Genomic DNA, 21,148 nt, shown 5'->3' on the forward strand with positions numbered 1-21,148 from the left:
CCAATCCGGAAAAATCATGACCGCCCCGAATACCAACACTGATCCTCTGTCCGCCGTAACGGTCTATTTCAAGGATCACTTTGGCCGACCGATCCAGGATTTGAAAATCGAGATCAAGGGTATGGAAGACCGCGCGAATCAGGTCTATCACGCCGCATCGACAAATGCGGAGGGTGCCATCCGGTTCTCGGTTCAAATGGGCACTGCGCTATCTGTGCATGTGAAGCGTTGGACTAGCGATACGATGAAGGAAGTCGCGCGTTTGAACGCGTCTCTGTCCCAGGCCTACTTCAATCTGACCAGTCCGAAGACCAAGCATGAGTTGCCGACCAAAGTCGACGATACGGCGAAAGGCAATTACTGGCGCGGCACTTACGTTGTCAAGTCGCACGACAATCTGACGACAATCGCGAAGAAATATCATACGAGCGTTGATTTGCTCAAGCGGGTGAACGGACTGAAATCAGACCTCATCGTCGTAGGCCAAAAATTGAAGGTCCCCCCGGCCGAGACTCGGAAATCGGATGAGCCGACGCCAAAGAAACCAAATCCACCGGGTAGCCCACCGCAGAACGATCATCCGAACAACGATAGCGGAGCGCCGACTTCGGTACCTCGTCAGGGCGCTGCACCTATAATTTTTCCGATACAAACCCGCCCGCTAAATGACGAGGGTGGCGTATACGGAACGACGTCGTCGGACTATACATGGACCAAACCTTTACATGGCGGTGGTCATGATCAAGCAAGATTTGGTGCGAATCGCGCTGGCGGTCGGAAGCATGCGGCCCGCGACCTTTACGTGCAGGCACACACTCCGATCGTAGCGATTGCACCGGGTGTTGTTATCAAATGCGAATTTTTCTATTGCCAAACTTGGCAAATCAGTATTCATCACAAGACCTCTGATGGCCGAGAGTTTATCGCTTTGTACGGCGAAGTCGATCCATCGTCCACAAAGGTGAAAATCGGAGACACAGTAAGCCAGGGGCAAGTTCTTGCTAACAGCGGAGTGCTGTTGAAGGGCAACGGTACCCCGCTGCATGTCGTCGGAAGCGAAAATGTGTCGATGCTCCATTTCGAGACGTATTCGGGCGCTCTCGGATTCGATCCCCACTCGAAACTGAACGGATCATCGTTGGCCGCTCCGTTCCAGCGTCGCAGCGACTTGATCGATTCGCTTGCGATTCTGCAGGAGGGCTACAAGGCGACATTTCTCGATGCCCCTCCGCTCAAGCCTACTGGTCAACGGATCCCGATAGCGCAATTGAAAATTTCGGATCAAGGCAAGGCATTTATCAAGGGGTGGGAGGGTGTGCACTATGACACTGCGAAGGCAAATACTTACTATTACAACGACAGTAAGGGCTACTGCACGGTTGGCTGGGGTCACCTGATTGCCGAAAGCAGTTGTGCGGCGAACGGGTACATTGCAATGTCGAGCAAGATAACCGTTGCTGAGGCTCAGACACTTTTTGACAACGATGTCGCGGTGATCGAAGGTCGTGTCAAGAATGCGATCAGCGTACCGCTCTACCAGCACGAGTACGATGCACTGGTCTCGCTCGCCTTTAACATGGGCAGTCTGAGCAAAGCGCCAAGTCTGTGTCGTAAACTGAACAACGGTGACTACACTGGAGCACCTGTCGAATTCCTGGATATCGAAAACAAGACGCGCCGCGAACGAGAGCACGACATGTTTTGCCTAGGCACTTACAATTCCAACCATTAAACGAACGATGTCTTTTTTCATGAAGAAAATCACACTGAGCTTAATCCTCCTGATGTCGGTGGTCTTTGGGCCGGCGCATGCATCGGCCGAGGAAATATATCGAATGATAGGTGCAGCGCAGTTCGAACAAGGACATGACACACACCAGTTGCCCTTTCCGGTCAATCCCCAGACCGCAGCTTTTCTCACTTTCGATGACAGTGCGTTTGCACTTCATTACACCGGGCACAGTTGCAACGTAAAGATCGACAAGAAAATGAACTTCTATGTCGACCCGGTCATCTCTCACTCGTTCGGTTCCAGAGACAAATTCAATGCCTTTCTGAGCGCGAAGTTCCATGCGAAAGGCGCGGCGCTGACGGATACCTATATTCTGGGTGATGTCGACGCACCGCTCTGCTCGGGCCTCCGATCTGCGATGATCTATCGATCGCAGGACGAGATGGTGTTGCTCGACGGTTCTTGGGCGTACGCCTTCGCGCGTCAGACCCATGCGCCAGCAAATGCGGAGCAAAGTTTCGACTGCAGTAAAGCCGCAACGAATGTCGAACACCTTATATGCAAGAATCCAGATCTGATTAAACTCGATGCGACCGTCAATCGTGGCTACGTTGCGATGATGCTGACCAATTCGAAAGAAATTTCATACCAAGATCCAGTGAGACTGAATCAAATTAACTGGATCAAGACAGTACGGAATTCCTGTAGTGATAACGCTTGTTTGATGAAAGCATATAACGGCCGCATAGCCTACATCAAAGGTAGGATAGCAAGCACCTACCCGTCTTATCCCGACGAGGAATCCAATCAAGAAGGTGATTGATGCGCGCGCACCTCTGTCCAGACAACACGCAGAAACTCGTTCTCAACTTTGTTGAGGTGAAAAATGGCACTAGCTATCATCGTGGTCGGAGATATGACATCGCATGGGGGGCGCGTGATCAGCGGCTCGGATATCCATACGATTGGAGGTAAGGCGATTGCTCGTCTGCATGATCTCGTTGACTGCCCAGAGAAATATCCCGATGGCAAATCGCACGGCATTAACAAGATCATTGAAGCACATCCAACATTGACAATTGGCGGCGAGCGTGTCGCGCTACATGGCCACCACACCGAATGCGGTTGCATGTTGATTGGCAGCACCGCTACGCAGGTCGGAGACTAGTGTCACCTCGGTGATCGACTTAGCTCGGATTTACATGCCGGATTGTGGACCGTGAGCAGGCGTGCGAGCCCGATCCGGTGTGGCGTCCGGTCTGCAGCTCCGAGAAACTGGATCGCCAGATCGAGCAGCTCGAACTGAAACTGGAAGATCTCGAAGCCGACGAAGGCGCTGCGCCCATCGAGATTCCCAAGGCACCGCGCACGGTACCGGAACAGATACAACGCAAGCCGCTGCCGGAGTATCTGCCGCGCGACATACGAACGTACCTGCCGGAGTCCGACGAAACCTGCAAGGCGTGCGGTGGCGCGATGACGCCGCTCGGCGAAGACGTGTCCGAGCAACTGGAGTACGTGGCGGCCAGCTTCCGCGTGATTCGCCATGTTCGACCGAAACTGGCCTGCACCTGTTGCGATCAGATCGCACAGGCGGCAGCGCCAAGCCGCCCCATCGAACGGGGTCAGGCCGGCCCGGGACTACTTGCGCATGTGCTCGTGGCGAAGTTCAACGATCACCTGCCGTTGTACCGCCAGTCGGCGATCTACGCCCGAGAAGGCGTTGAACTGGATCGCTCGTTGCTGGCGAAATGGGTGGGGCACAGTGCCAAGCTACTGCAACCGCTGGTCGATGCATCTGGCCAAGTTCAAGGGGACGCTGCAGGCCGATGCCTATGGCGGCTATCAGAAGATCTACGAGACCGGCAAGGTACTTGAGGCGGCTTGCTGGGCGCATGCCCGGCGCAAGTTCTACGATCTGTACGCGGCGCGGCCCAACGCGCTGAACAAGGAAGCGCTGGAACGCATCGGCGCGCTCTACGAGGTCGAAGAAGCGATCCGGGGCAAACCGCCAGACGAGCGGCAAGCGCACCGGCAGACGAACGCCAAACCATTACTCGAACAGTTCCATGTGTGGCTAAACGCCGCGCTGGCAACACTCTCGCGCAAATCGGACACGAGTCAGGCCATCCTCTATGTCCTGAACCGGTGGGAAGCATTGACTCGCTACTGTGACGACGGACAATTGGAAATCGACAATCTGCCGGTCGAACGGGCACTGCGCGGCGTTGCCCTGGGCCGACGAAACTACCTGTTCGCCGGCGCGGATTCCGGCGGCGAACGTGCGGCCGCGATTTACAGCCTGATCGGCACGGCCAAGCTCAATGGTATCGATCCCGAGGCGTACCTGCGTCATGTCCTGGCGCGCATCGCCGCTCACCCGATCAACCGAATCGACGAACTGCTGCCCTGGACGGTGACCCCTCCCACGTTGTGAAGGGATAATGCCACTGATGCCCAGACCTCGGAGATCAGATGGCCAAGTCGTTCCAGCGCTATACCTTGCACGTGCAATTACTGTATATCCAACCGCCTATCTGGCGCCGGATCACAGTCGAAGGACCCGACTCGCTGCGCAAGTTACACCACATTCTGCAAGCAGCCTTCGGGTGGGAAAGCACACACATGCACGACTTCCTGATCGACGGGAAAACCTACGCCATGTTCGATGTCGATGCGGCACTAGAGTTCATGGATCGATCGAAGACATTCGACGACCGGAAAACCAAACTGAACAAAGTCCTGCGACCTGACTCGCGCATTCTCTACCGCTATGACTTCGGAGACGGCTGGGATCACCAGATCGTGGTCGAAAGCGTTGAGACGATTGCAGACGAGTCGTGGGGCGAGTCCAGGGTGATCGATGGTGCTCGCGCTTGCCCACCGGAAGACGTCGGCGGTGCGCCAGGGTATGAAACGTTCCTGACCACGTTGCGCGACAGTCCTGACAGCGAAGAAGCGGATAACTATCGTCAATGGGTCGGCCCAGGATTCGACCCGGAGCTATTCGATTTGCGTGCTGCCAACGCCGCGTTGATGCGACTCGCGACCAATCGATGGGGTAATCGATAACTCCGTTGTCAAACGCATTTGAAATCTGAGCCACTTCGCGCCTGATCGCGCAAAGTAAAACTGAGCCAGTCGTTACCTCTTCGATGACGAAACGTGGCCGGCTTGGCGTTGCTGTTTCAGTCTGTAGCTGTCTCCTTTGATCTGGATGATGTGGGCGTGGTGCAGGATGCGGTCGAGCATCGCTGCAGTCAGTGTGGAGTTGCCGCCGAAGGTTTCATCCCACTGCGCAAACGGAAGGTTGCTGGTCAGGATCATCGACCCGCGCTCGTAGCGCTTGGCGACGATCTGGAAGAAGTGGCTAGCCTGATCCCCCGAGAGCGGCAGATAGCCGATCTCATCGACGATGAGCAACCTCGGGCCGAGAATGTTGTGCCGAAGTACGGCGTCGTATCGCTCCTGTCTGCGTGCAGCCTCGAGCTGCAACATCAGATCCGCCGCCGTGATGAACTTCGTCTTGATGCCGGCCTGTGTCGCGGCATACCCGATGGCGATCGCGAGGTGGGTCTTGCCCACGCCTGACGGACCTAGCAACACGGCGTTCTCACCCCGCTCAATGAAGCGCAGGGTGGCAAGCTCGTCGATCGTCTTGCGCGGCGCCCCGACGGCGAAGCTGTAGTCGTAGTCATCGAGCGTCTTGATGGCGGGGAACCCGGCCATGCGCACCAGTGTTTGCCGCGAACGAACTTGCCTCATCTCTCGTTCATGAGCGAGTGCGTTCTCAAGGAAGTCGAGGAAGCTCCATTGCTTGGCCGCGGCATCGCTTGCCAGAGCGACGTATCGTTGCATGAGCCCCTCGAGCTTCAGGCTCTGGCAGTGCCCGTCGATGCGTTCCTGCTGCAGGTTCATGCGCGCACCTCGGTCAGCAATTGCTGGTAGACGGACAACGGGTGCTGGATCGACATCGCAGGGTCAACGCGCGGCCGAGCGACGGCGCGAGCCGGCAATCGGGGCACCGCGTAGCCAGGCATATCGCGCAAGCAAGCCCGTTCTCGTTGTTCCAGGAGAATCGCGGGTGCCAGCCCTGTAACCGGATGCACCCGCTGATTGGCCACATCGCGCAGCCATTTACTCACCTCGACGTTTGCAGTCACGGCGTCGAGCATCAAGCCGGATTGCTTGAGCTGGCTCGCCAGCGGCACATAGAAATTGCCGCGCAGATAGCGGTGGAATCGCTCGACCTTGCCCTTGGTCTGCGCACGGTACGGTTGGCACAGCCTGGGCAGGAAGCCGTACCGCTTAGCCAGGTCGAGCAACCCGGCGTGCCAGCGGTGTTGACCGTCGCCATACGCATCGCGCTCGACAACGATGGTCTTGGCGTTGTCGTAAAGGATCTCGCGAGGAACGCCGCCCAAGGCTTCGAACAGCGCATGATGGCAGGCGACGAGCGTCTCGGCGCGTTCATCGGTGGTGAAGCGTGCCCAGCGCCAACGACTGAAGCCGAGCGTGGCGGTGAAGGCGTAAAGCGGGTCGGCGCCTCGACGGAAGACAACGAAATCGCACTGCATCTGCCGACCGGGCTCGGTCTCGAACCTCACGACCGGATCTGGCTTCGGCACGGACTTATGCGCGTTCATGAAAGCCTGAAGGCTTCGCAATTGGCCATCGTAGCCGCGCGCACGCAACTCGCGCAGCAGCGCCGGCGCGGCGATGATCTCGGGTGCGGCGGCAGCCATGCGATCGAGGATGTACGCCTCGAACGCCCCAAGCTTGGTTGGCCGCGGTTCACGCGGCTTGTAGCGCGGTACTTCCTCGGCCGACAGGTACCGCGCCACCGTGTTGCGAGAAATGCCCAGGCGCCGCGCGATCTCGCGCTCCGATACGCCTTGGGCTTTGAGCACATGGATTTGCATCCACTGTTCCTTCTGGAGCATCGCCAGCCTTTGCGCGCAAAAGGCTGACTGTACTGAAAGGTGGCTCAGATTTACTTCGCGCGAAGTGGCTCATTATTACTTTGCGCCCAACACCGTCACGACGGTGCTGGTGACGCGCTTACCAGAAGATTGGCAAAGGTTAAAGATTTCTCTCCAATTTCTCAAGATAGATATATTGTTGCGATCATGAAATACAAAAGAAATTGTCTTGATGACGTGAAAAATGCTGATTTGGAGCGAGCAATCTTCACGCATCATGCTAATAACGAGTGGGCCAGCCTGCCAGGCGATCAGTATGGTCAAGGCGGCGTCAACATCAAATCAGTGAAGGAGCATTTTGAAAAATATGTGGCGGACGAGCTAGCGGGAAATAGTGATCTTGCAGTTCCTGTTGGTGGTCTTGATGATTTGATTAAATAAAAAACGAACAATGAAGAGCGATATTTTACGGAAATTTGCCATTGTAGTTGCAGCAATGAGCCATGCCTTGTGCTGGGGGCAGGATGTCGATTTCGCAAATCATCCTTCCACTCTTTATCGAGGTGCCCTCCATATACCGAAGTATTACAAAAAAACCGATTCCGGCTGGCGGGATGATGATGGCAAGCTAGTGGGGCCTCCAGTAATAAATTTCGCGGGAAAATATCACATCGGGGTCCATAGTTGCGGCATGGAGTGTCGTTACTACACTTTATCAGACCTTTCGACGGGAAGGGATTTAAACTCCCTGGATATGTTTTCGTCAAACGGCAAAGCGCCTAACAAAACCCAGGATGGCAGATCATATATCACCGAATTGCTAAGCAAGGCAGAGAGCAAGATGCTTGTCGCAAAATACTATATCGACGCATCAAACGGAAAGCCTGCCGAGTGCCGGCAGCGGAAATTCATTGTCGACGACAATATTAAGATAGTCGCCATCCCAAATTCATTCTCCTCTTGCAAAACAGAAAATTAGAGTCATTTCTTCGTCACGACGAAATATCATGATAAATTTAATCCGCCTTCACGATGACACTGATCACGAAGGCAAGGTCATTACAGCCTCTTCGACAATGTCTTTTGACGGCCGTTACGTCGCGCGAAAAGGCGACTATGTGTCGTGCCCTCGGCATCCTGACGTATCACCCAACGTCATCGAAGAGGGTGGCGGATCGATGATGGATGACGGCCTTCCAATCGCGCGTCACGGCCATCGCGCCACGTGTGGCTGCCATCTGATATCGAGTCTCGTATGACCGCTACTGAACAAGGCACGGATCATTGGAGGTATCTCCGGGATGTGCGCGAACTAGGTAGCGCCGGGCGAGGATCCGGGCCAGAGCGATCAAGATCGACAGTTTTCGGGGGCCGTACCACTGCACGCCGTGGAAGCCGCAGATCCGTCAGGACTACGACGTGCCGATCGTCGGCTACGTAGACGACCAGTTCAAGCCGCTGATCGCCAACTTCGGCTTCCTGCCGCGCGCGATCCAGAGGGAGCGGATTGAAGCGGCCAGGGCGGCCGGCAAGACGCCAGGCGTCATGCGCACCGTGATGAACGTGCGGGACGACAATGTGGGGAAGTCGCGGCTATTCGCTCCAGCGTGGCGAGCCGGGGGCCGTTGTTTAATCCCAGCCAAATACGTCGGCGAGCCGTCGTATCCGGAGGCGTGTCAAGACGAGGATGGCGAAGGGGCGCTCGGGCCATGCGTGTGGCGGCACATCGGCATGATCTGCGGTCAGTATCTTTGGCGTCGCAGCCCCCGGACTGCACTCTGGTGGCAATCGGAGTTTCCGGCCCCATAAACGCTGGAATCACATCGAAAACTTGGCTGGATCGTTCCGAGAGGAGGAGAGCAGGGAGGAAATTGGCCGGGCCGAAATGGATCAATGTAGATTGACCTAGGCTGGATCGGGTTACCTAGCGTGGACCGAGTAAAGAAAAAGGGGTTAGCTTACGCTAACCCCTTGATTCCCTTGGTCGGAGCGAAAGGATTCGAACCTTCGACCCTCTGATCCCAAATCAGATGCGCTACCAGGCTGCGCTACGCTCCGACGAGCCAGAGATAATAACGTTGAACGACCGATTCGGTCAATCACGATATGCGGGTAAATGCCGCGGCGGCGAATCTGCCACGATTTGCGACAATTCCCTTGATGATCGGCCGCCCCGCAGGCATTCGCGTGCGGCCGCCTGCCGACGCAAGGAGAACATCATGATGAACCTGATCCTGTGGCGCCACGCCGAAGCCGAAGACTACGCGACGAGCGATCTCGCGCGCCAGTTGACCGTGCGCGGCCGCAAGGACGCGCAGGCGATGGCCAAATGGCTGCGCGGCCGCCTCGAGACGAATACCGTGATTCTCGCGAGCCCGGCGGCGCGCACCGTGCAGACCGTCGAGGCGCTGACCGACCAGTACCGGACCGTCGACGCGCTCGCGCCGGGCGGCAGCGTCGACGACGTGCTCACGGCGGCCGGCTGGCCGGAAGGCATCGCGCCGACGGTCGTGATCGTCGGCCACCAGCCGACGCTCGGCAGCGTCGCCGCGCAGCTCGTCGCCGGCGGCGACGACGGCTGGAGCGTCAGGAAGGGCGGAATCGTGTGGCTGGCGAGCCGCACGCGCGACGGCAGCCCGCAGGCCGTGCTGCGGGCGGTACTGACGCCCGAACTGGTGTAAAGCCCGACTGAGCAGGTTTGAAGGGATTGGTCATACGGTTTTGCAAGCTTTCTGCTAAAGTCAATTCGGCGACACGTCATTGAAAGGACACGGTCGTGCCACATAACGGTCACGGCCGGTTACTACATTGGCGGGCATGTCGTCCTATTCCTTACGATCAGGAAAGCCTAATGCGAGAACTGCCGACGCCTACGCTCCCTTTTGCCTCGCTGCCCCTCGACACGTCGCGGCGCCATCTGCCGCGCGCCAGTGAAACCGTCACATCGGAGTATCGCCTGCGCGCCGCATGGGCGCGTACGGAAGACGAATTGCGCGAAGCCCAGCGCCTTCGCTACAGCGTGTTCGCTGAAGAGATGGGTGCGCAGGTCAGCGGTCCGTCCGGTCTCGACGTCGATCCGTTCGACGCGTATTGCGATCATCTGCTGGTCCGCGATCTCGACACGCTGAAAGTCGTCGGCACGTACCGCGTGCTGCCGCCGCACCAGGCGGCGCGTGTCGGCCGCCTGTACGCGGAAGGCGAATTCGACCTGTCACGCCTTACGCATCTGCGCGGCAAGATGGTCGAGGTCGGCCGCTCGTGCGTGCACACCGACTACCGGAGCGGCGCCGTCATCATGGCGCTGTGGGGCGGCCTGGGCGCATACATGATGCAGAACGGCTACGAAACGATGCTCGGCTGCGCGAGCGTGTCGATGGCCGATGGCGGCCACTATGCGGCGAACCTGTACCAGTCGCTGTCGGCAGGCGCGCTGACGGCACCCGAGTATCGCGCGTTCCCGCACACGGCGTTGCCGGTCGACGAACTGCAGACGGGCACCGTCGTCGCGCCGCCGCCGCTGATCAAGGGTTATCTGCGTCTCGGCGCGAAGATCTGCGGCGCCCCGGCCTGGGATCCCGACTTCAACTGCGCGGATTTCCTGACGCTGTTCCGTCTGTCGGACATCAACGCGCGCTACGCCCGCCACTTCCTGGGCTGAACGGTCCGAATCGCGTCGCGCCGGTCAGGTGCGGCGCACGCAAGCGAACGCCGTCGCACGTTAGCCGCGCGACGGCGTTCGTGTGTCCGGTCCATGCATGCATGTCCGGCCCCGATAATTTCGGCGGCACGCAGCGATCACCGTGCCGCAGAGCGGCACGTTCGCGACGACCCGAGGCGGGACCGGCCGGCAGCGGCGCGCTCAGTGCTTGCGCCGCCAGTCGAGCAGGTGGTGTTCCGTCATCCAGTGGTGGATCATCCCTTCGCCTCCGTGGCTGCGCTTGTATTCGCGCGATTCGAAGTACGACAGGGCGACCAGCACCATCAGACCGATGATCAGGCCGATCAGGCCCGCAATTTCCTCAGACGACATGGCAGCCTCCTTTCGACGGCACAGCGCCATGCGTACATAGTAGGACATGCGCGGCGCAACCCCGAAACCGGATTTCCGCTAGACTCGGCGCGGTTCCGGCGCGCGATGGGCGCGCCGTTTTCCGGAGCCCTCCCTGATGACCCGTTTCCTGCTGGCCGTGCTGGCCGCATCCCTCCTTGCCGCCTGCAGCAGCGATCCTCGCCAGGCGCGCCGCGGCCACCCGCCGGAAGACCCGGCCGACTATCACGGCGTGCCGACCGACATGACGCCGCCGTCGATGCTCGACGCGCCGCCGCCGAAGCCGGTGCAGTAACGGCCGGCGGGCCCGCCGTCACGCACGGGCCGCGGCAGCGACCGGCGGGTCGGCGCCAATGCGCCGCACCAGCGCCGGCAGGTGGCGCGCGAGCGTCGCACCGCGCGCCGCCATGAACAACAGTAGCGCGAACCACAGGCCGTGATTGCCGAACGGTCCGGCGGCGGCGAGCGTGGCCACGATGAAGATCGACAAGGACACGACCATCGCGCGCATCAGCGATTGCGTCTGCGTGGCGCCGATGAACACGCCATCGAGCAGGAAGCCCCAGACCGACACGATCGGCGAGATCGCGGCCCACGGCAGGTAGCGCAGCGCGACGGCGCGGATCTCGGTCTGATCGGTCAGGCGCGCGACGATCCAGCCGCCCGCCGCCCAGTAAACGAGCGCGAACAGCAGCGCGCCGAGTGCCGACCAGAACAGTGTGACGCGTACGGCTTGCCGAAATGCGCGGCGGTCGCGCGCGCCGGCCGCCGCGCCGACGAGCGCCTCGGCCGCATGCGCGAAGCCGTCGAGGCCATACGCCATGAACGTCTGGAAATTCAGCAGCAGCGCATTCGCGGCGAGCGTCGCGTCGCCCTGCTTCGCGCCGAGATGCGCGAACCACCCGAAGGCGCCGAGCAGGCACAGCGTGCGCAGGAAGATGTCGCGGTTGAGCGCGATCAGCCGCTTGAGCGCGACGCGGTCGGCAAGCGCGCGCATCGCGAGCGGCGCAAGGCCGCTCGGCCGCAGCCGCCACAGCATCCACGCGCCGAGCGCGAAGCCGCATGCGTCCGCGGTGGCGGTCGCGGCGCCGATGCCGGCGATACCCCAGCCGAAGCCGTACACGTAGAGCAGCACGGCGCCGATGTTCACCGCGTTGATGAACACCTGCGCGACGAGCGCGAGCCGCACGCGCTGCACGCCGAGCAGGTAGCCGAGCACCACGTAGTTCGCGAGCGCGAACGGCGCGCTCCAGATCCGCGCGTGGCTGTACGCGAGCGCTGTCGCGCGGACGGCATCGCTGCCGCCGAACGCGGACAGCGCGAACGACAGCAGCGGCACCTGCAGCGCAAGCACCGCAGCGCCGAGCGCGAACGCGACGATCAGCGCGCGCAGCAGGTTCAGGCGGATCCCGGCGGCGTCGCCGGCGCCATGCGCCTGCGCGACGAGCCCGGTCGTCCCCATCCGCAGGAAGCCGAAGCCCCAGAACACGAAATTGAAGAAGAGCCCGCCGAGCGCGACGCCGCCGAGATACTGCGCGCCGTCGAGGTGGCCGGCGACGGCCGTGTCGACGGCGCCGAGGATCGGCTGGGTCAGGTTCGCGACGACGATCGGGAACGCGAGCGCGAGGACGCGCCGATGCGTGACGGCGGCCGACGCGCTGCCGGCCCCGTGCGGTACCGCGGATCCGGACATGGCGGACGCGTCAGGCGCGTTCCTGCACGCACACCCACGGCGAGACGACGACGGCCCACAGCTCCGGATTGCGCGCGGCGTAGTCGGCAGCCGTTTCGGCCGGCATGCGCGCGACGAGGCCGGACGACAGCCAGCGCGTGACCTGTTCGGCATCGTCGTTGGCGACTGCTTCGGCGACGCTCACGAGATCGAGGTCGCGCGCGATCGACAGCAGCTTGCCCTGCGCGAAGAAGCGTTCGAGATCGCACCAGTCGATCTTGGCGGTTTCGCCGAGGAGTTTGGCGTAGAGCGGGCTGTGTGACGCGCCCGCGACGGGGTGTTGATCAGAGGACATCGGTTTCTTGGAAAGACTGCGTGGCGCCACTATAAACCATCCGGTCGGGAGGGCCGAGCGCGGGCGGGCGGCTCATGCGTCGCGCAGCGCGCGGCGCACGATCTTGCCGGTCGCGGTCATCGGCAGGCTGTCGACGAACGCGATCGCGCGCGGATACTCGTGCGCGGCGAGCCGCGTGCGCACATGTGCTTGCAGCGCGCTCACGAGAGCGTCGTCGCCGACGTGGCCGGGGTTCAGCACGACGAACGCCTTGACGATCTCGGTACGCGTCGCATCGGGCACGCCGACGACGGCCGCCATCCGCACCGCCGGATGCGTGAGCAGGCAGTCCTCGATCGGCCCCGGGCCGATCCGGTAACCGGCGCTCGTGATCACGTCGTCGTCGCGGCCGACGAAGCGCACGAAGCCGTCGGCGTCGATGGTGCCCGTATCGCCGGTGAGCAGGTAGTCGCCCGCGAACTTGTCGCGCGTCGCGGCGGGGTTGCGCCAGTATTCGAGAAACATCACAGGGTCGGGGCGGCGCACCGCGATGCGGCCCTCGACGCCCGGCGGCAGCGGCGTGCCGTCCGCATCGACGATCGCGACCGTGTGACCGGGCACCGCCTTGCCGATCGCGCCGGGCTGCGCATCGAACAGCGCCGCGCACGACGACAGCACCATGTTGCACTCGGTTTGCCCGTAGAACTCGTTGATCGTCACGCCGAGCGCGTCGCGGCCCCACGCCGTCAGTTCGGTGCCGAGCGATTCGCCGCCGCTTGCGACCGATTTCAGCGACAGCGCGTAGCGTTCGCGCGGCGCCGCGACGGCGCGCATCAGCTTCAGCGCGGTGGGCGGCAGGAACGCATGGGTGACACCGTGCCGCGCCATCAGCGCGAACGCCGCTTCGCCGTCGAATTTCTCGAAGCGACGTGCGAGCACCGGCACGCCGTGATGCCATGACGGCAGCAGCACGTCGAGCAGCCCGCCGATCCATGCCCAGTCGGCGGGTGTCCAGAACAGGCGTGCGTCGCGCGGGAAGCACTGCTGCGACATCTCGACGCCCGGCAAGTGGCCGAGCAGCACGCGATGCGCGTGCAGCGCGCCTTTCGGTTTGCCCGTCGTGCCGGACGTGTAGATGATCACGGCCGGATCGTCGGCGGCCGTATCCGCCGGCACGAAATCCGGCGCTTCGGCGGCGAGCGCCGCGTCGTAGCGGAGCACGCCGGGCGTGTCGGGCGCGTCGTCGCCGATGCAGTAGACGGTGTGCAGCGCCGGCAGCTGCGCGCGCAGCGGCGCGATCTTCGCGTAGCCGGCCGCGTCGGTGACGAGCGCGGCCGCCTCGCTGTTCGCGAGCCGGTACTCCAGTGCGTCGACGCCGAACAGCGTGAAGAGCGGTACCGCGATCGCGCCGAACTTGTACGCGGCGAGATGGGTGACGGCCGTTTCAGGGCCTTGCGCGAGGAAGATGCCGATCCGGTCGCCGCGCCGCAGGCCCGCGCGCGCAAAGCTGTTCGCGAGCCGATTAGAAGCATGCTTCAGTTCGTCGAACGTGAGGCGGGAAACGTCGCCTTGCGCCGTTTCGTGGATCAGCGCGATGCGTCCGCTGCCGTCGGCCCATTTGTCGCACACGTCCACGCCGATGTTGTAGCGCGCCGGAATGTCCCACCGGAAGCGGGAGAGGAGCGGGTCGTAGCGGTCGGCGGCGGGCAGCATCGCATGGTCTCCTGGGTGTCGAACGTGGCGTTGGGTGAACGGCTTACATCAGGATTTCACTCGGACGCATCCACAATGGTGTTTGCTGATAGGGAATGTTCGGACTCGTCCAATAGGCGGGGCTCAGTGCACGATTCCACAATGACGCATAAGATCAAGACAAAACAGTGGTGTGATCATGGATTTGCTTCTGATAGCTGCGGGGTTCAGCCTGATTGGAATCGGCGGGCTGGTGGCGTTTGCCCGCCACGTCGATCCGTTGTCCGGCCGTTTCACCGGACGTCTGCGCAAGCGCTGACTCGATTTTTTCCGTTTTCGCCGTGACGACACGCGATGCGCACCGGCATCGTGTGTCGTCTGTCGTGCGCTCAACGCGGCGGCAGGTAGCGTGACGGATCGATCGAGCGGCCGCCATAGCGCAGTTCGAAATGCAGCGCGACGCGATCGCTGTCGCTGTTGCCCATCTCCGCGATCGATTGCCCTTGCGTGACCGACTGGCCTTCCTTCACCAGCAGCGCGCGGTTGTGCGCGTAGGCCGTCAGGTAGTCGGCGTTGTGCTTCAGGATGATCAGGTTGCCGTAGCCGCGCAGCCCGTTACCGGCGTAGACCACGACGCCCGGCGCGGCCGCCACCACCGGCGTGCCCGGCGAGTTCGCGATGTCGATGCCCTTCGATTTCGAGCCATCGAACGTACGCACCACGTTGCCGGCTGCCGGCCAGATCAGCGCAATGCTCGTGGCCGGCTTCACCGCCGATTCGACCGGCGCGGACGGAGCCGGCCGCGCGCGGCCCGCGCTGCCGGTGCCGGTGGTCGACGGCGTCGATGCGGTGGCCGAGCCGGGCGGCGGCGCGACGCGCAGCACCTGCCCGACTTCGATCGCATCGGGGTTCGTCATCTGGTTCCAGCGCACGATGTTCTGGACCGACGTGCGGTTCGCGCGCGCGATCTTGTACAGCGTGTCGCCACGCTCGACGCGATAGAACCCGGGGCCGACAGGTGCGGAGCCGCACGCGACGAGCAGGGCGGCGCAGGCGGCTGCGAAGAGTCGCTTCGTTGTTGTTCCGAACATTGAACCTCGCAAAACCCTGCCGTGCGTGACGCGGCAGGCAACACAAAACGTCCGATTTTAACGGGTTCGACCCGCACGCCGCAGTTTCGGCTGCGGGCGCGGCCGTAGCGGCCCCGGTCCGATGCGTGTCGAATCAGCCGGCGAACGGGATCACGCGGATCCGCAGCGTCGCCGTTTCCGTCGCGCCCGGCGCGAGCATGCGCAACCCGCGGCCGTTGTGGATCGCGTCGGGCAGTCCGAGCCACGGCTCGACGCAATAGAAGTCGGAATCCGGTTTTTCGGTCCACGTCGTGACCGCGTACCACGGGATCGAGCCCGGCAGGTCCAGCGCGATCTCGATCGTGCGGCGGCGGCCCGGCATCACGATGCGCACCGGCGTGGACGGTTCGCCGTCGAGGCAGTGGAAGCGGTCGAGGATGTCCGCATCGTCGAGACGGTAACGGGCGTCGCCCGGTTCGAGCGGGCTGATCGAGCCGTCGGCACGCTGGTGGCAACGGTGGGTGGGCGGCAATTCGAGGAGGGTCTCGGCCCGCTCGCCGTGCGGCAGCGCAAAGTAGAAATGGTGGCCGGCGTAGTAAGGCAGCGGCGTGTCGCCGCGATTGGTCGTCGTCAGCGCGACGTCGAGCGTATGTGCGTCGGCCAGCCGGTAGGTGGTTTCGAAGCGGAAATCGAACGGGTAGCTCGCGCGCAGCGCGTCATTCGCGTCGAGCGTCATCGACAGCGCGGCGCCGTCGGCCGACGGGTGCGCATCGAACGGCAGGTCGCGCGCGAAACCGTGCATCGGCAGGTCGCGGACCACGCCGGCGGCATCGCGCCAGCGGCCGATTTCACCGTCGACGCGGTGGCGGCCGAGGAACGGGAACAGCAGCGGATTGCCGCCGCGCACGCGGGCGAGGTTGCTCCAGTCGGCGGTTTCCGGCCAGAAGATCACCGGCTCGCCATCGACGTGCCAGGACAGCAGGCGGCCGCCGAATTGTGGGGCGACCCGGACGAGCGACGGGCCGGCATGAAGTTCGTGAATGTCGTGTTGCTGGAAGATCGGCATGGCGAATCGGGTTGGGCGGGTGAGGGGAGCAACGTGCATTCCATTATCGGGCCGCGGGCGGTCCGGGAAAACCCTTCTCGGGAAATTGCGAGTTTTTAACGCTGTCAACCGTCGGGATAATGCCTCTAAACCGGTGATGTTGCCGGGTCATGACACTTCGTGGAGGGGGCCATGGATCTGGCAATGGCAATGGGAATCGCACTGTTCGGCATGTTTACCGGCAGCACGGTATTATTTTTCTATCAGCTCGGCCGCTGACGGCAATTTCTGCCGAAATCGACAGGCCCGCCATGCAAATGGCGGGCTTTTTGCTTTCTGAGTGCTTACAAATTGCAAGCGTTTGTGTGCATTGCCGCAATATCCTGCCAAATGCCTTGGCGCGGTAATCCTGGCTCGGCATAATCGGGGCGCGTTTTTCAGGACGCGCATCGCGTCGTCCGCCTTCCTTCCCGCTTAATCTTCACTGAAAGGACCGACGCGTGAGCCTCTGGTTTCTGGTATTCCTGAGCGTCCTGCAGGGCGTCACCGAACTCTTCCCCGTCAGCAGCCTCGGCCATACGCTGCTCGTGCCGGCGCTGTTCGGCATGCACATCGACAAGCATGCGCCGCAGCTGTTGCCATTCCTCGTCGCGCTCCACCTCGGTACCGCGTTGGCGCTGCTGTGGTACTTCCGCGCGCGGTGGATCGCGCTGATCGGCGGTTTCTTCGCGCAGCTCGGCGGTCGCAAGAACGACGACGGGCACCTGATGTGGGCGCTGATCATCGGCACGATCCCGACCGGCATCGTGGGGCTGCTGCTCGAGAAGCGCATCGAACGCGTGTTTCACGACCTGCGGATCGTTGCGATCGCGCTGATCGTCAACGGCGTGTTGCTGTGGCTCGGCGATCGCATCCAGCGTAGCCGCGCGCACCAGCCGCCCGAGAAGATGACGTTCAAGCAGGCGTTCTTCGTCGGGCTCGCGCAGATCGGCGCGCTGATTCCAGGCTTCTCGCGCAGCGGGCTGACGATGATCGCCGGCAACGCGGCCGGGCTGACGGCGGAGAAGGCGGCGGAATTCTCGTTCCTGCTCGGCACGCCGATCATCTTTGCCGCGGGCGTGCTCGAACTGCCGAAGCTGTTCCATGCGCGCGACCAGCTCGCCGATGCGCTGCTCGGCGGCGTGCTGACGGCGATCGCCGCGTACCTCAGCGTGCGGTTCCTGATGCGCTATTTCGAAGGGCGCGGCCGGCTCGCGTCGTTCGGCGTGTATTGCGTGATCGCCGGGGTGGTCTGCCTCGGCTGGTTCATGCTGCATCCGCAGCCGGTTTGACGCGGCGGGCGCCGGTATCGCGTGATCTGGTGCGATGATCGGGTATAATTTCGGGCTCGGCTTCGTGCCGGGCCCGTTTTGTTTCGGGGGTTTGAGTTGTCGTGGGGCAGTGGGCGGGGTTGCTGCTGCTTCGTTACTCAGAGCCCGATGCCGAATGCCGGTCCGTGTCCGGCCGTGTCTTTTCTCCCCGACCGCCCTTAGCTCAGTTGGATAGAGCAACGGCCTTCTAAGCCGTAGGTCACACGTTCGAATCGTGTAGGGCGGGCCAGAATTCTTCGCTTATTCAAGCACTTACAAATTCGCTTTAACCGCTTGGTTGGAATCGGATACGGGTCTGCTGCACTCCCGCTGTGGCGAGAGCGTGGCGGGATTCTAGCGTACGTGCAATCAGCGGGGGCTTTGACTATGGCCGTGGTGCCGTATTCCTTTAGTCCTTGCAATGTAGCTGACGCTCCCGGCGAACGCAGCGCAGCACGTCCAAGTGAATGTGCTGAGAATGGCTTTGGGTGTGTGCGGTGGGTCCGCGTCTGGAGTAACGGATTTTATGTAATGGACGAACGGAAGCATGTCCTCCGCCACCAATGTGTAGTCGATGCGGTGACTGAATCGGTTACGTAGCGAGTTTAGATGTTTAATAGCAGGCGTTGAATCGAACTTGCCCCCAACATTCTGAGTGCTCAGTAGCGAGATTCGCTGACCAAATGTCAGTTTCGCAACGTTCCAATCCAAGCTGGGGAACTCGGCCTTCAAATACTCGTCCATGTAATGCTCAATAATTAGATGGCACGAGAGCAAATACCCCATTAAGTCGTAGTCAATCGTTTCAAGGCGCTTCCATTCAACCTTCCCATCTGCGACTGGCCCAAACATAGGCGGCAAGTCTAGGCGCACGGACTGCTTGGCATGTTCCCCATCCTGAGTGGTCGCTTGGTTGTTGGTCTTACTCATGAGAATTCCTAGGTACGCGGCGGCTCAGTTACGTTATTTCCCGAAACGGGCTCAGGCTAACGTCTTCAAGTAATTGACGAATGCGGTGCAGGCCAAGAGGAAGTACTTGGCATCTTCCGCGTTGAGGTTTGGTTCATCCATTAGAGCGTGGCGAATACCGTTAGCGTCGCTGGTGTAGCCGTACAGTGCAGAATAGCCCTTCCGAAGCGCCGCGTGGAGTTTGCCGGCTTTCTCCAGCGTTGCCAAAGCATCACCAAGCTCGGCCTTGTCTTTCCCGCTGACGACTTTGGCAACTGCCTCAACGGCAGAAATAGATTCTTTGATCGAGTTTCGATAATCGGGATTTTGCCGGTTGCTTAGATGTCCGAGTGCCGTGGATAAGTGGGCGCTGGCTGCTACGAATGGTCCCTTGTCTGACAAGGCTTGTTCTAGCGCCTGTACTTCTTGCGTTGAAGTGACCGGGACAATTTGACTGTTCACGATGCGATACGCGGCCAATTCGCGGGCGAGCACCTTGTCTACAGCTTGTCCGAGTTGTTCGCCGGGATAGCCTATCCGAATAAGGAACTCTAGGAAATCGTACACGCCGTGCCAGTTCGAGTGGAAGAAATAATCTCGCACGACCTTCCAAGCGTCGTGGAAGCTAGCACCTCCATAACCGCGACGGATTGGAATTGTGTCAGCGGGGCGTTTCCAGAAGTGTCGCGAGATGATGTTCAGGAGCGCCTCGTCATCTTGGCGACTCTGCCAATCCAAGAACGCATTCCATAGTGAGCTTCGTAGCTCATCGGGCATCGTGTCGGGTTTTAATGCCTCGGGCAGCGGCGTTATTCCCAAGCGTTGGCTGAACTTTAGTGTCATTTAGTAGTCTTGGATGCGGAGATGGTTCCGAGGATAAGAGCGGCAAGTGGCAGTTGGATTGTACTCGGGCCCAAATTTGATGTGCTTATCTGCGCGGACTTACGCCGCCCGCTCGCACCCGCGCTCCCCCGTGCGCCAGCGTGCGCGTTTACCCAGCGGCTTTTGATCGCCGGGCAACCAATCCGCTTCAATACGGGCTGCTGCGCACATGGTTAGACGAGCTAGACGCCTTCGTGATGACCGCGCTCGAGGAATTGAGTCTGCTCGACGATGCGCTCGACGGAGCAGTCGCCGAGGCAAAGTTGGCGTCGCTCTGGCACAAAACCTTCACCGTGGCAGCGGCGGCAAAACAGGCTTGGCTCGAACAGGCAGTCGTCCGGCGCGGCCGCGCGGTCGTCGAGACCATTTATCCCGACGCCGAAGAGCGTCGGCGACTCTATCAATATGGCTTCTCGCCCTATGGCTTTCAAATTTCCCATCGTCGTCTGTCGGTATGCTCTTGTAGGCAGCGTGTAGATGTTTGCAGTCAGTCCGGAACACAACAAATCCATGTGAGACCGGGAAGTTTTCACTGAAAAATGCTTATTTTGATGGCGCCGTACGCCGCAATGTCGAGCCGGTCGCACGACACCACCAAGACAGGGCCGCAGATTTCGTATCCACAGGGCGGGATTGTCACGAAAGTGGAGCTGGGCCAGCCACATGCTCTCAACGCGGCGCGGTGTCGTTGTCATGAAACCGTGGTGTTTCGTGCGATTTTTAAGGAAGCAATGCGGTTAATTTTGCGAATCAAATGCTGCTCGATTCTATTTTTGTGGTTTTTACGTTGTGATTTTTGATGTCACAATTGTTTGAATAATTTCTTAAACTATTCCATAAAATTCGACTGTCATAAGTATCAGCTTTCGGTGCTGATGTTCGCGTTCTATGTTTGAGATGCATTGCGGGGTATGCATTCAAAAACGGCTGCGATGCGTAATCACACTTTATTGTGGAGAACGAAATGTCCGCACGAAGCACTGTTGTGAAGCTGCAAAACAACTCGGGCAGCACGTTGTTTCTGGACTCGGCATCGATCAATCTGCTGCATGGCGAATGGGTCACGTACCCGCCGGAGAAGATCCCGAATGGACAAACGGGGGAATGGGAGAGCGATTCCGACGGCTTCATGACCGGAACCGAGGGGAAGCTTCAATATCAATTTGCCGACGGTGGCGGTATCGAAAACTTGCGGATCTACTGGGACAACCCGTATTACGGCGGAAACGGATACTCGATAACCGTGAGCGCTGCCGGTTACAAAGTCGGTTACGACGGAGGCTCAGGAGACAATGCGACGGTCACTTTCTACATCAAGCAGGCCTGACTTGGTGTGATCGGCTCGCGCCCATTCCGATGGGCGCGAATGACGGCCAGGAGTCTGTATCCCAGGAGTAGGCTGACGGAGTGCGGGGGAAGCCGATGATCAGTATTAAGCGGAGCGCGCGGCCTCT

24 protein-coding genes, 2 tRNA genes and 1 pseudogene are annotated in these 21,148 nt (G+C 60.8%); 16 read left to right on the top strand and 11 right to left on the bottom strand.

What is annotated here, in order from left to right; genetic code table 11:
- The first annotated feature begins 16 nt into the window (after positions 1-16).
- The 5 genes and pseudogenes from CFB35_RS06280 (at position 17) to CFB35_RS06300 (ending at position 4,804) form a co-directional block, all read left to right on the top strand.
- On the top strand, positions 17-1,732 hold the full coding sequence (locus tag CFB35_RS06280) for a glycoside hydrolase family protein (protein ID WP_059573859.1): 1,716 nt from the start codon (positions 17-19) through the stop codon (positions 1,730-1,732).
- A gap of 19 nt (positions 1,733-1,751) precedes the next feature.
- Positions 1,752-2,555 (top strand): lysozyme inhibitor LprI family protein, encoded by an 804-nt coding sequence (locus tag CFB35_RS06285; protein ID WP_226232572.1) that lies wholly within the window; start codon positions 1,752-1,754, stop codon positions 2,553-2,555.
- Positions 2,556-2,618: 63 nt separating this feature from the next.
- Positions 2,619-2,900 carry a PAAR domain-containing protein gene (locus tag CFB35_RS06290; protein ID WP_081066583.1) on the top strand — a complete coding sequence of 94 codons (282 nt, stop codon included), beginning with the start codon at positions 2,619-2,621 and terminating at the stop codon, positions 2,898-2,900.
- A 98-nt stretch (positions 2,901-2,998) separates the two neighbouring features.
- Positions 2,999-4,169, top strand: a pseudogene (locus CFB35_RS06295) (IS66 family transposase); the annotation flags it as partial.
- Between the two features lie 38 nt (positions 4,170-4,207).
- Positions 4,208-4,804 (top strand): plasmid pRiA4b ORF-3 family protein, encoded by a 597-nt coding sequence (locus CFB35_RS06300; protein ID WP_060011521.1) that lies wholly within the window; start codon positions 4,208-4,210, stop codon positions 4,802-4,804.
- Positions 4,805-4,876: 72 nt separating this feature from the next.
- On the opposite strand, the gene istB is transcribed toward CFB35_RS06300, so the two are convergent.
- Together istB and istA are read right to left on the bottom strand one after the other, a co-directional pair.
- Positions 4,877-5,650, bottom strand: a complete 774-nt coding sequence (istB, locus tag CFB35_RS06305; RefSeq protein ID WP_069246704.1) for an IS21-like element ISBcen13 family helper ATPase IstB — start codon at positions 5,648-5,650, stop codon at positions 4,877-4,879.
- Complete coding sequence (istA, locus tag CFB35_RS06310) at positions 5,647-6,675, bottom strand: IS21-like element ISBcen13 family transposase (RefSeq protein WP_071335282.1); 1,029 nt, start codon at positions 6,673-6,675, stop codon at positions 5,647-5,649. The genes istB and istA overlap by 4 nt, the downstream gene beginning before the upstream one ends.
- A gap of 39 nt (positions 6,676-6,714) precedes the next feature.
- Between istA and CFB35_RS34920 the strand changes: the two genes are divergently transcribed.
- The 4 genes from CFB35_RS34920 to CFB35_RS06325 all read left to right on the top strand — a co-directional run bounded on the left by CFB35_RS34920 (position 6,715) and on the right by CFB35_RS06325 (position 8,463).
- Positions 6,715-7,095 carry a hypothetical protein gene (locus CFB35_RS34920; RefSeq protein ID WP_179231717.1) on the top strand — a complete coding sequence of 127 codons (381 nt, stop codon included), beginning with the start codon at positions 6,715-6,717 and terminating at the stop codon, positions 7,093-7,095.
- Positions 7,096-7,105: 10 nt separating this feature from the next.
- On the top strand, positions 7,106-7,633 hold the full coding sequence (locus tag CFB35_RS06315; protein WP_256939964.1) for a hypothetical protein: 528 nt from the start codon (positions 7,106-7,108) through the stop codon (positions 7,631-7,633).
- Between the two features lie 28 nt (positions 7,634-7,661).
- Complete coding sequence (locus CFB35_RS06320; RefSeq protein WP_081066582.1) at positions 7,662-7,913, top strand: PAAR domain-containing protein; 252 nt, start codon at positions 7,662-7,664, stop codon at positions 7,911-7,913.
- 160 nt (positions 7,914-8,073) lie between these two features.
- Positions 8,074-8,463, top strand: a complete 390-nt coding sequence (locus tag CFB35_RS06325; RefSeq protein ID WP_089464671.1) for a hypothetical protein — start codon at positions 8,074-8,076, stop codon at positions 8,461-8,463.
- 172 nt (positions 8,464-8,635) lie between these two features.
- Here the strand turns inward: CFB35_RS06325 and CFB35_RS06330 are convergent.
- Positions 8,636-8,712: transfer RNA gene (locus CFB35_RS06330), tRNA-Pro, on the bottom strand.
- A gap of 161 nt (positions 8,713-8,873) precedes the next feature.
- On the opposite strand from CFB35_RS06330, the gene sixA reads away from it, so the two are divergent.
- Both sixA and CFB35_RS06340 read left to right on the top strand, forming a co-directional pair.
- Positions 8,874-9,335, top strand: coding sequence for a phosphohistidine phosphatase SixA (sixA, locus tag CFB35_RS06335; protein ID WP_059644263.1), 462 nt, complete (start codon positions 8,874-8,876; stop codon positions 9,333-9,335).
- Positions 9,336-9,505: 170 nt separating this feature from the next.
- The gene (locus CFB35_RS06340; RefSeq protein WP_059644266.1) at positions 9,506-10,312 is read left to right on the top strand and encodes a GNAT family N-acetyltransferase; all 807 of its coding nucleotides are present in this window, start codon (positions 9,506-9,508) and stop codon (positions 10,310-10,312) included.
- A gap of 201 nt (positions 10,313-10,513) precedes the next feature.
- Here the strand turns inward: CFB35_RS06340 and CFB35_RS06345 are convergent, their stop codons facing one another.
- The gene (locus tag CFB35_RS06345; RefSeq protein WP_167351607.1) at positions 10,514-10,684 is read right to left on the bottom strand and encodes a hypothetical protein; all 171 of its coding nucleotides are present in this window, start codon (positions 10,682-10,684) and stop codon (positions 10,514-10,516) included.
- A 136-nt stretch (positions 10,685-10,820) separates the two neighbouring features.
- On the opposite strand from CFB35_RS06345, the gene CFB35_RS34925 reads away from it, so the two are divergent.
- On the top strand, positions 10,821-10,997 hold the full coding sequence (locus CFB35_RS34925; RefSeq protein ID WP_089464674.1) for a hypothetical protein: 177 nt from the start codon (positions 10,821-10,823) through the stop codon (positions 10,995-10,997).
- Positions 10,998-11,015: 18 nt separating this feature from the next.
- Here the strand turns inward: CFB35_RS34925 and CFB35_RS06355 are convergent, their stop codons facing one another.
- The 5 genes from CFB35_RS06355 to CFB35_RS06375 form a co-directional block, all read right to left on the bottom strand.
- Complete coding sequence (locus CFB35_RS06355; RefSeq protein ID WP_089464675.1) at positions 11,016-12,395, bottom strand: MATE family efflux transporter; 1,380 nt, start codon at positions 12,393-12,395, stop codon at positions 11,016-11,018.
- 10 nt (positions 12,396-12,405) lie between these two features.
- On the bottom strand, positions 12,406-12,729 hold the full coding sequence (locus tag CFB35_RS06360) for a DUF2288 domain-containing protein (RefSeq protein WP_089464676.1): 324 nt from the start codon (positions 12,727-12,729) through the stop codon (positions 12,406-12,408).
- Positions 12,730-12,801: 72 nt separating this feature from the next.
- Positions 12,802-14,421, bottom strand: a complete 1,620-nt coding sequence (locus CFB35_RS06365) for an acyl-CoA synthetase (protein ID WP_089464677.1) — start codon at positions 14,419-14,421, stop codon at positions 12,802-12,804.
- Positions 14,422-14,789: 368 nt separating this feature from the next.
- A complete protein-coding gene (locus tag CFB35_RS06370; RefSeq protein WP_089464678.1) occupies positions 14,790-15,491 on the bottom strand; it encodes a peptidoglycan DD-metalloendopeptidase family protein in 702 nt (233 codons plus the stop codon).
- 133 nt (positions 15,492-15,624) lie between these two features.
- The gene (locus CFB35_RS06375; protein WP_089464679.1) at positions 15,625-16,536 is read right to left on the bottom strand and encodes an aldose epimerase; all 912 of its coding nucleotides are present in this window, start codon (positions 16,534-16,536) and stop codon (positions 15,625-15,627) included.
- Between the two features lie 479 nt (positions 16,537-17,015).
- Between CFB35_RS06375 and CFB35_RS06380 the strand changes: the two genes are divergently transcribed.
- Together CFB35_RS06380 and CFB35_RS06385 are read left to right on the top strand one after the other, a co-directional pair.
- On the top strand, positions 17,016-17,846 hold the full coding sequence (locus tag CFB35_RS06380) for an undecaprenyl-diphosphate phosphatase (RefSeq protein WP_059644280.1): 831 nt from the start codon (positions 17,016-17,018) through the stop codon (positions 17,844-17,846).
- A 191-nt stretch (positions 17,847-18,037) separates the two neighbouring features.
- Positions 18,038-18,114: transfer RNA gene (locus CFB35_RS06385), tRNA-Arg, on the top strand.
- Positions 18,115-18,233: 119 nt separating this feature from the next.
- On the opposite strand, the gene CFB35_RS34185 is transcribed toward CFB35_RS06385, so the two are convergent.
- Both CFB35_RS34185 and CFB35_RS06390 read right to left on the bottom strand, forming a co-directional pair.
- Entirely contained in the window at positions 18,234-18,794 is a 561-nt protein-coding gene (locus CFB35_RS34185) for a hypothetical protein (protein WP_143328700.1), read from the bottom strand.
- A 51-nt stretch (positions 18,795-18,845) separates the two neighbouring features.
- A complete protein-coding gene (locus CFB35_RS06390; RefSeq protein ID WP_256939965.1) occupies positions 18,846-19,655 on the bottom strand; it encodes an AbiJ-NTD4 domain-containing protein in 810 nt (269 codons plus the stop codon).
- A gap of 233 nt (positions 19,656-19,888) precedes the next feature.
- Between CFB35_RS06390 and CFB35_RS06395 the strand changes: the two genes are divergently transcribed.
- On the top strand, positions 19,889-20,230 hold the full coding sequence (locus CFB35_RS06395; protein ID WP_218828247.1) for a hypothetical protein: 342 nt from the start codon (positions 19,889-19,891) through the stop codon (positions 20,228-20,230).
- A 428-nt stretch (positions 20,231-20,658) separates the two neighbouring features.
- Positions 20,659-21,021, top strand: a complete 363-nt coding sequence (locus tag CFB35_RS06400; RefSeq protein WP_059574313.1) for an aegerolysin family protein — start codon at positions 20,659-20,661, stop codon at positions 21,019-21,021.
- The last annotated feature ends 127 nt before the right edge of the window (positions 21,022-21,148 follow it).

Source organism: Burkholderia sp. AU16482, from assembly GCF_002223285.1.
GTDB lineage: Bacteria > Pseudomonadota > Gammaproteobacteria > Burkholderiales > Burkholderiaceae > Burkholderia > Burkholderia semiarida.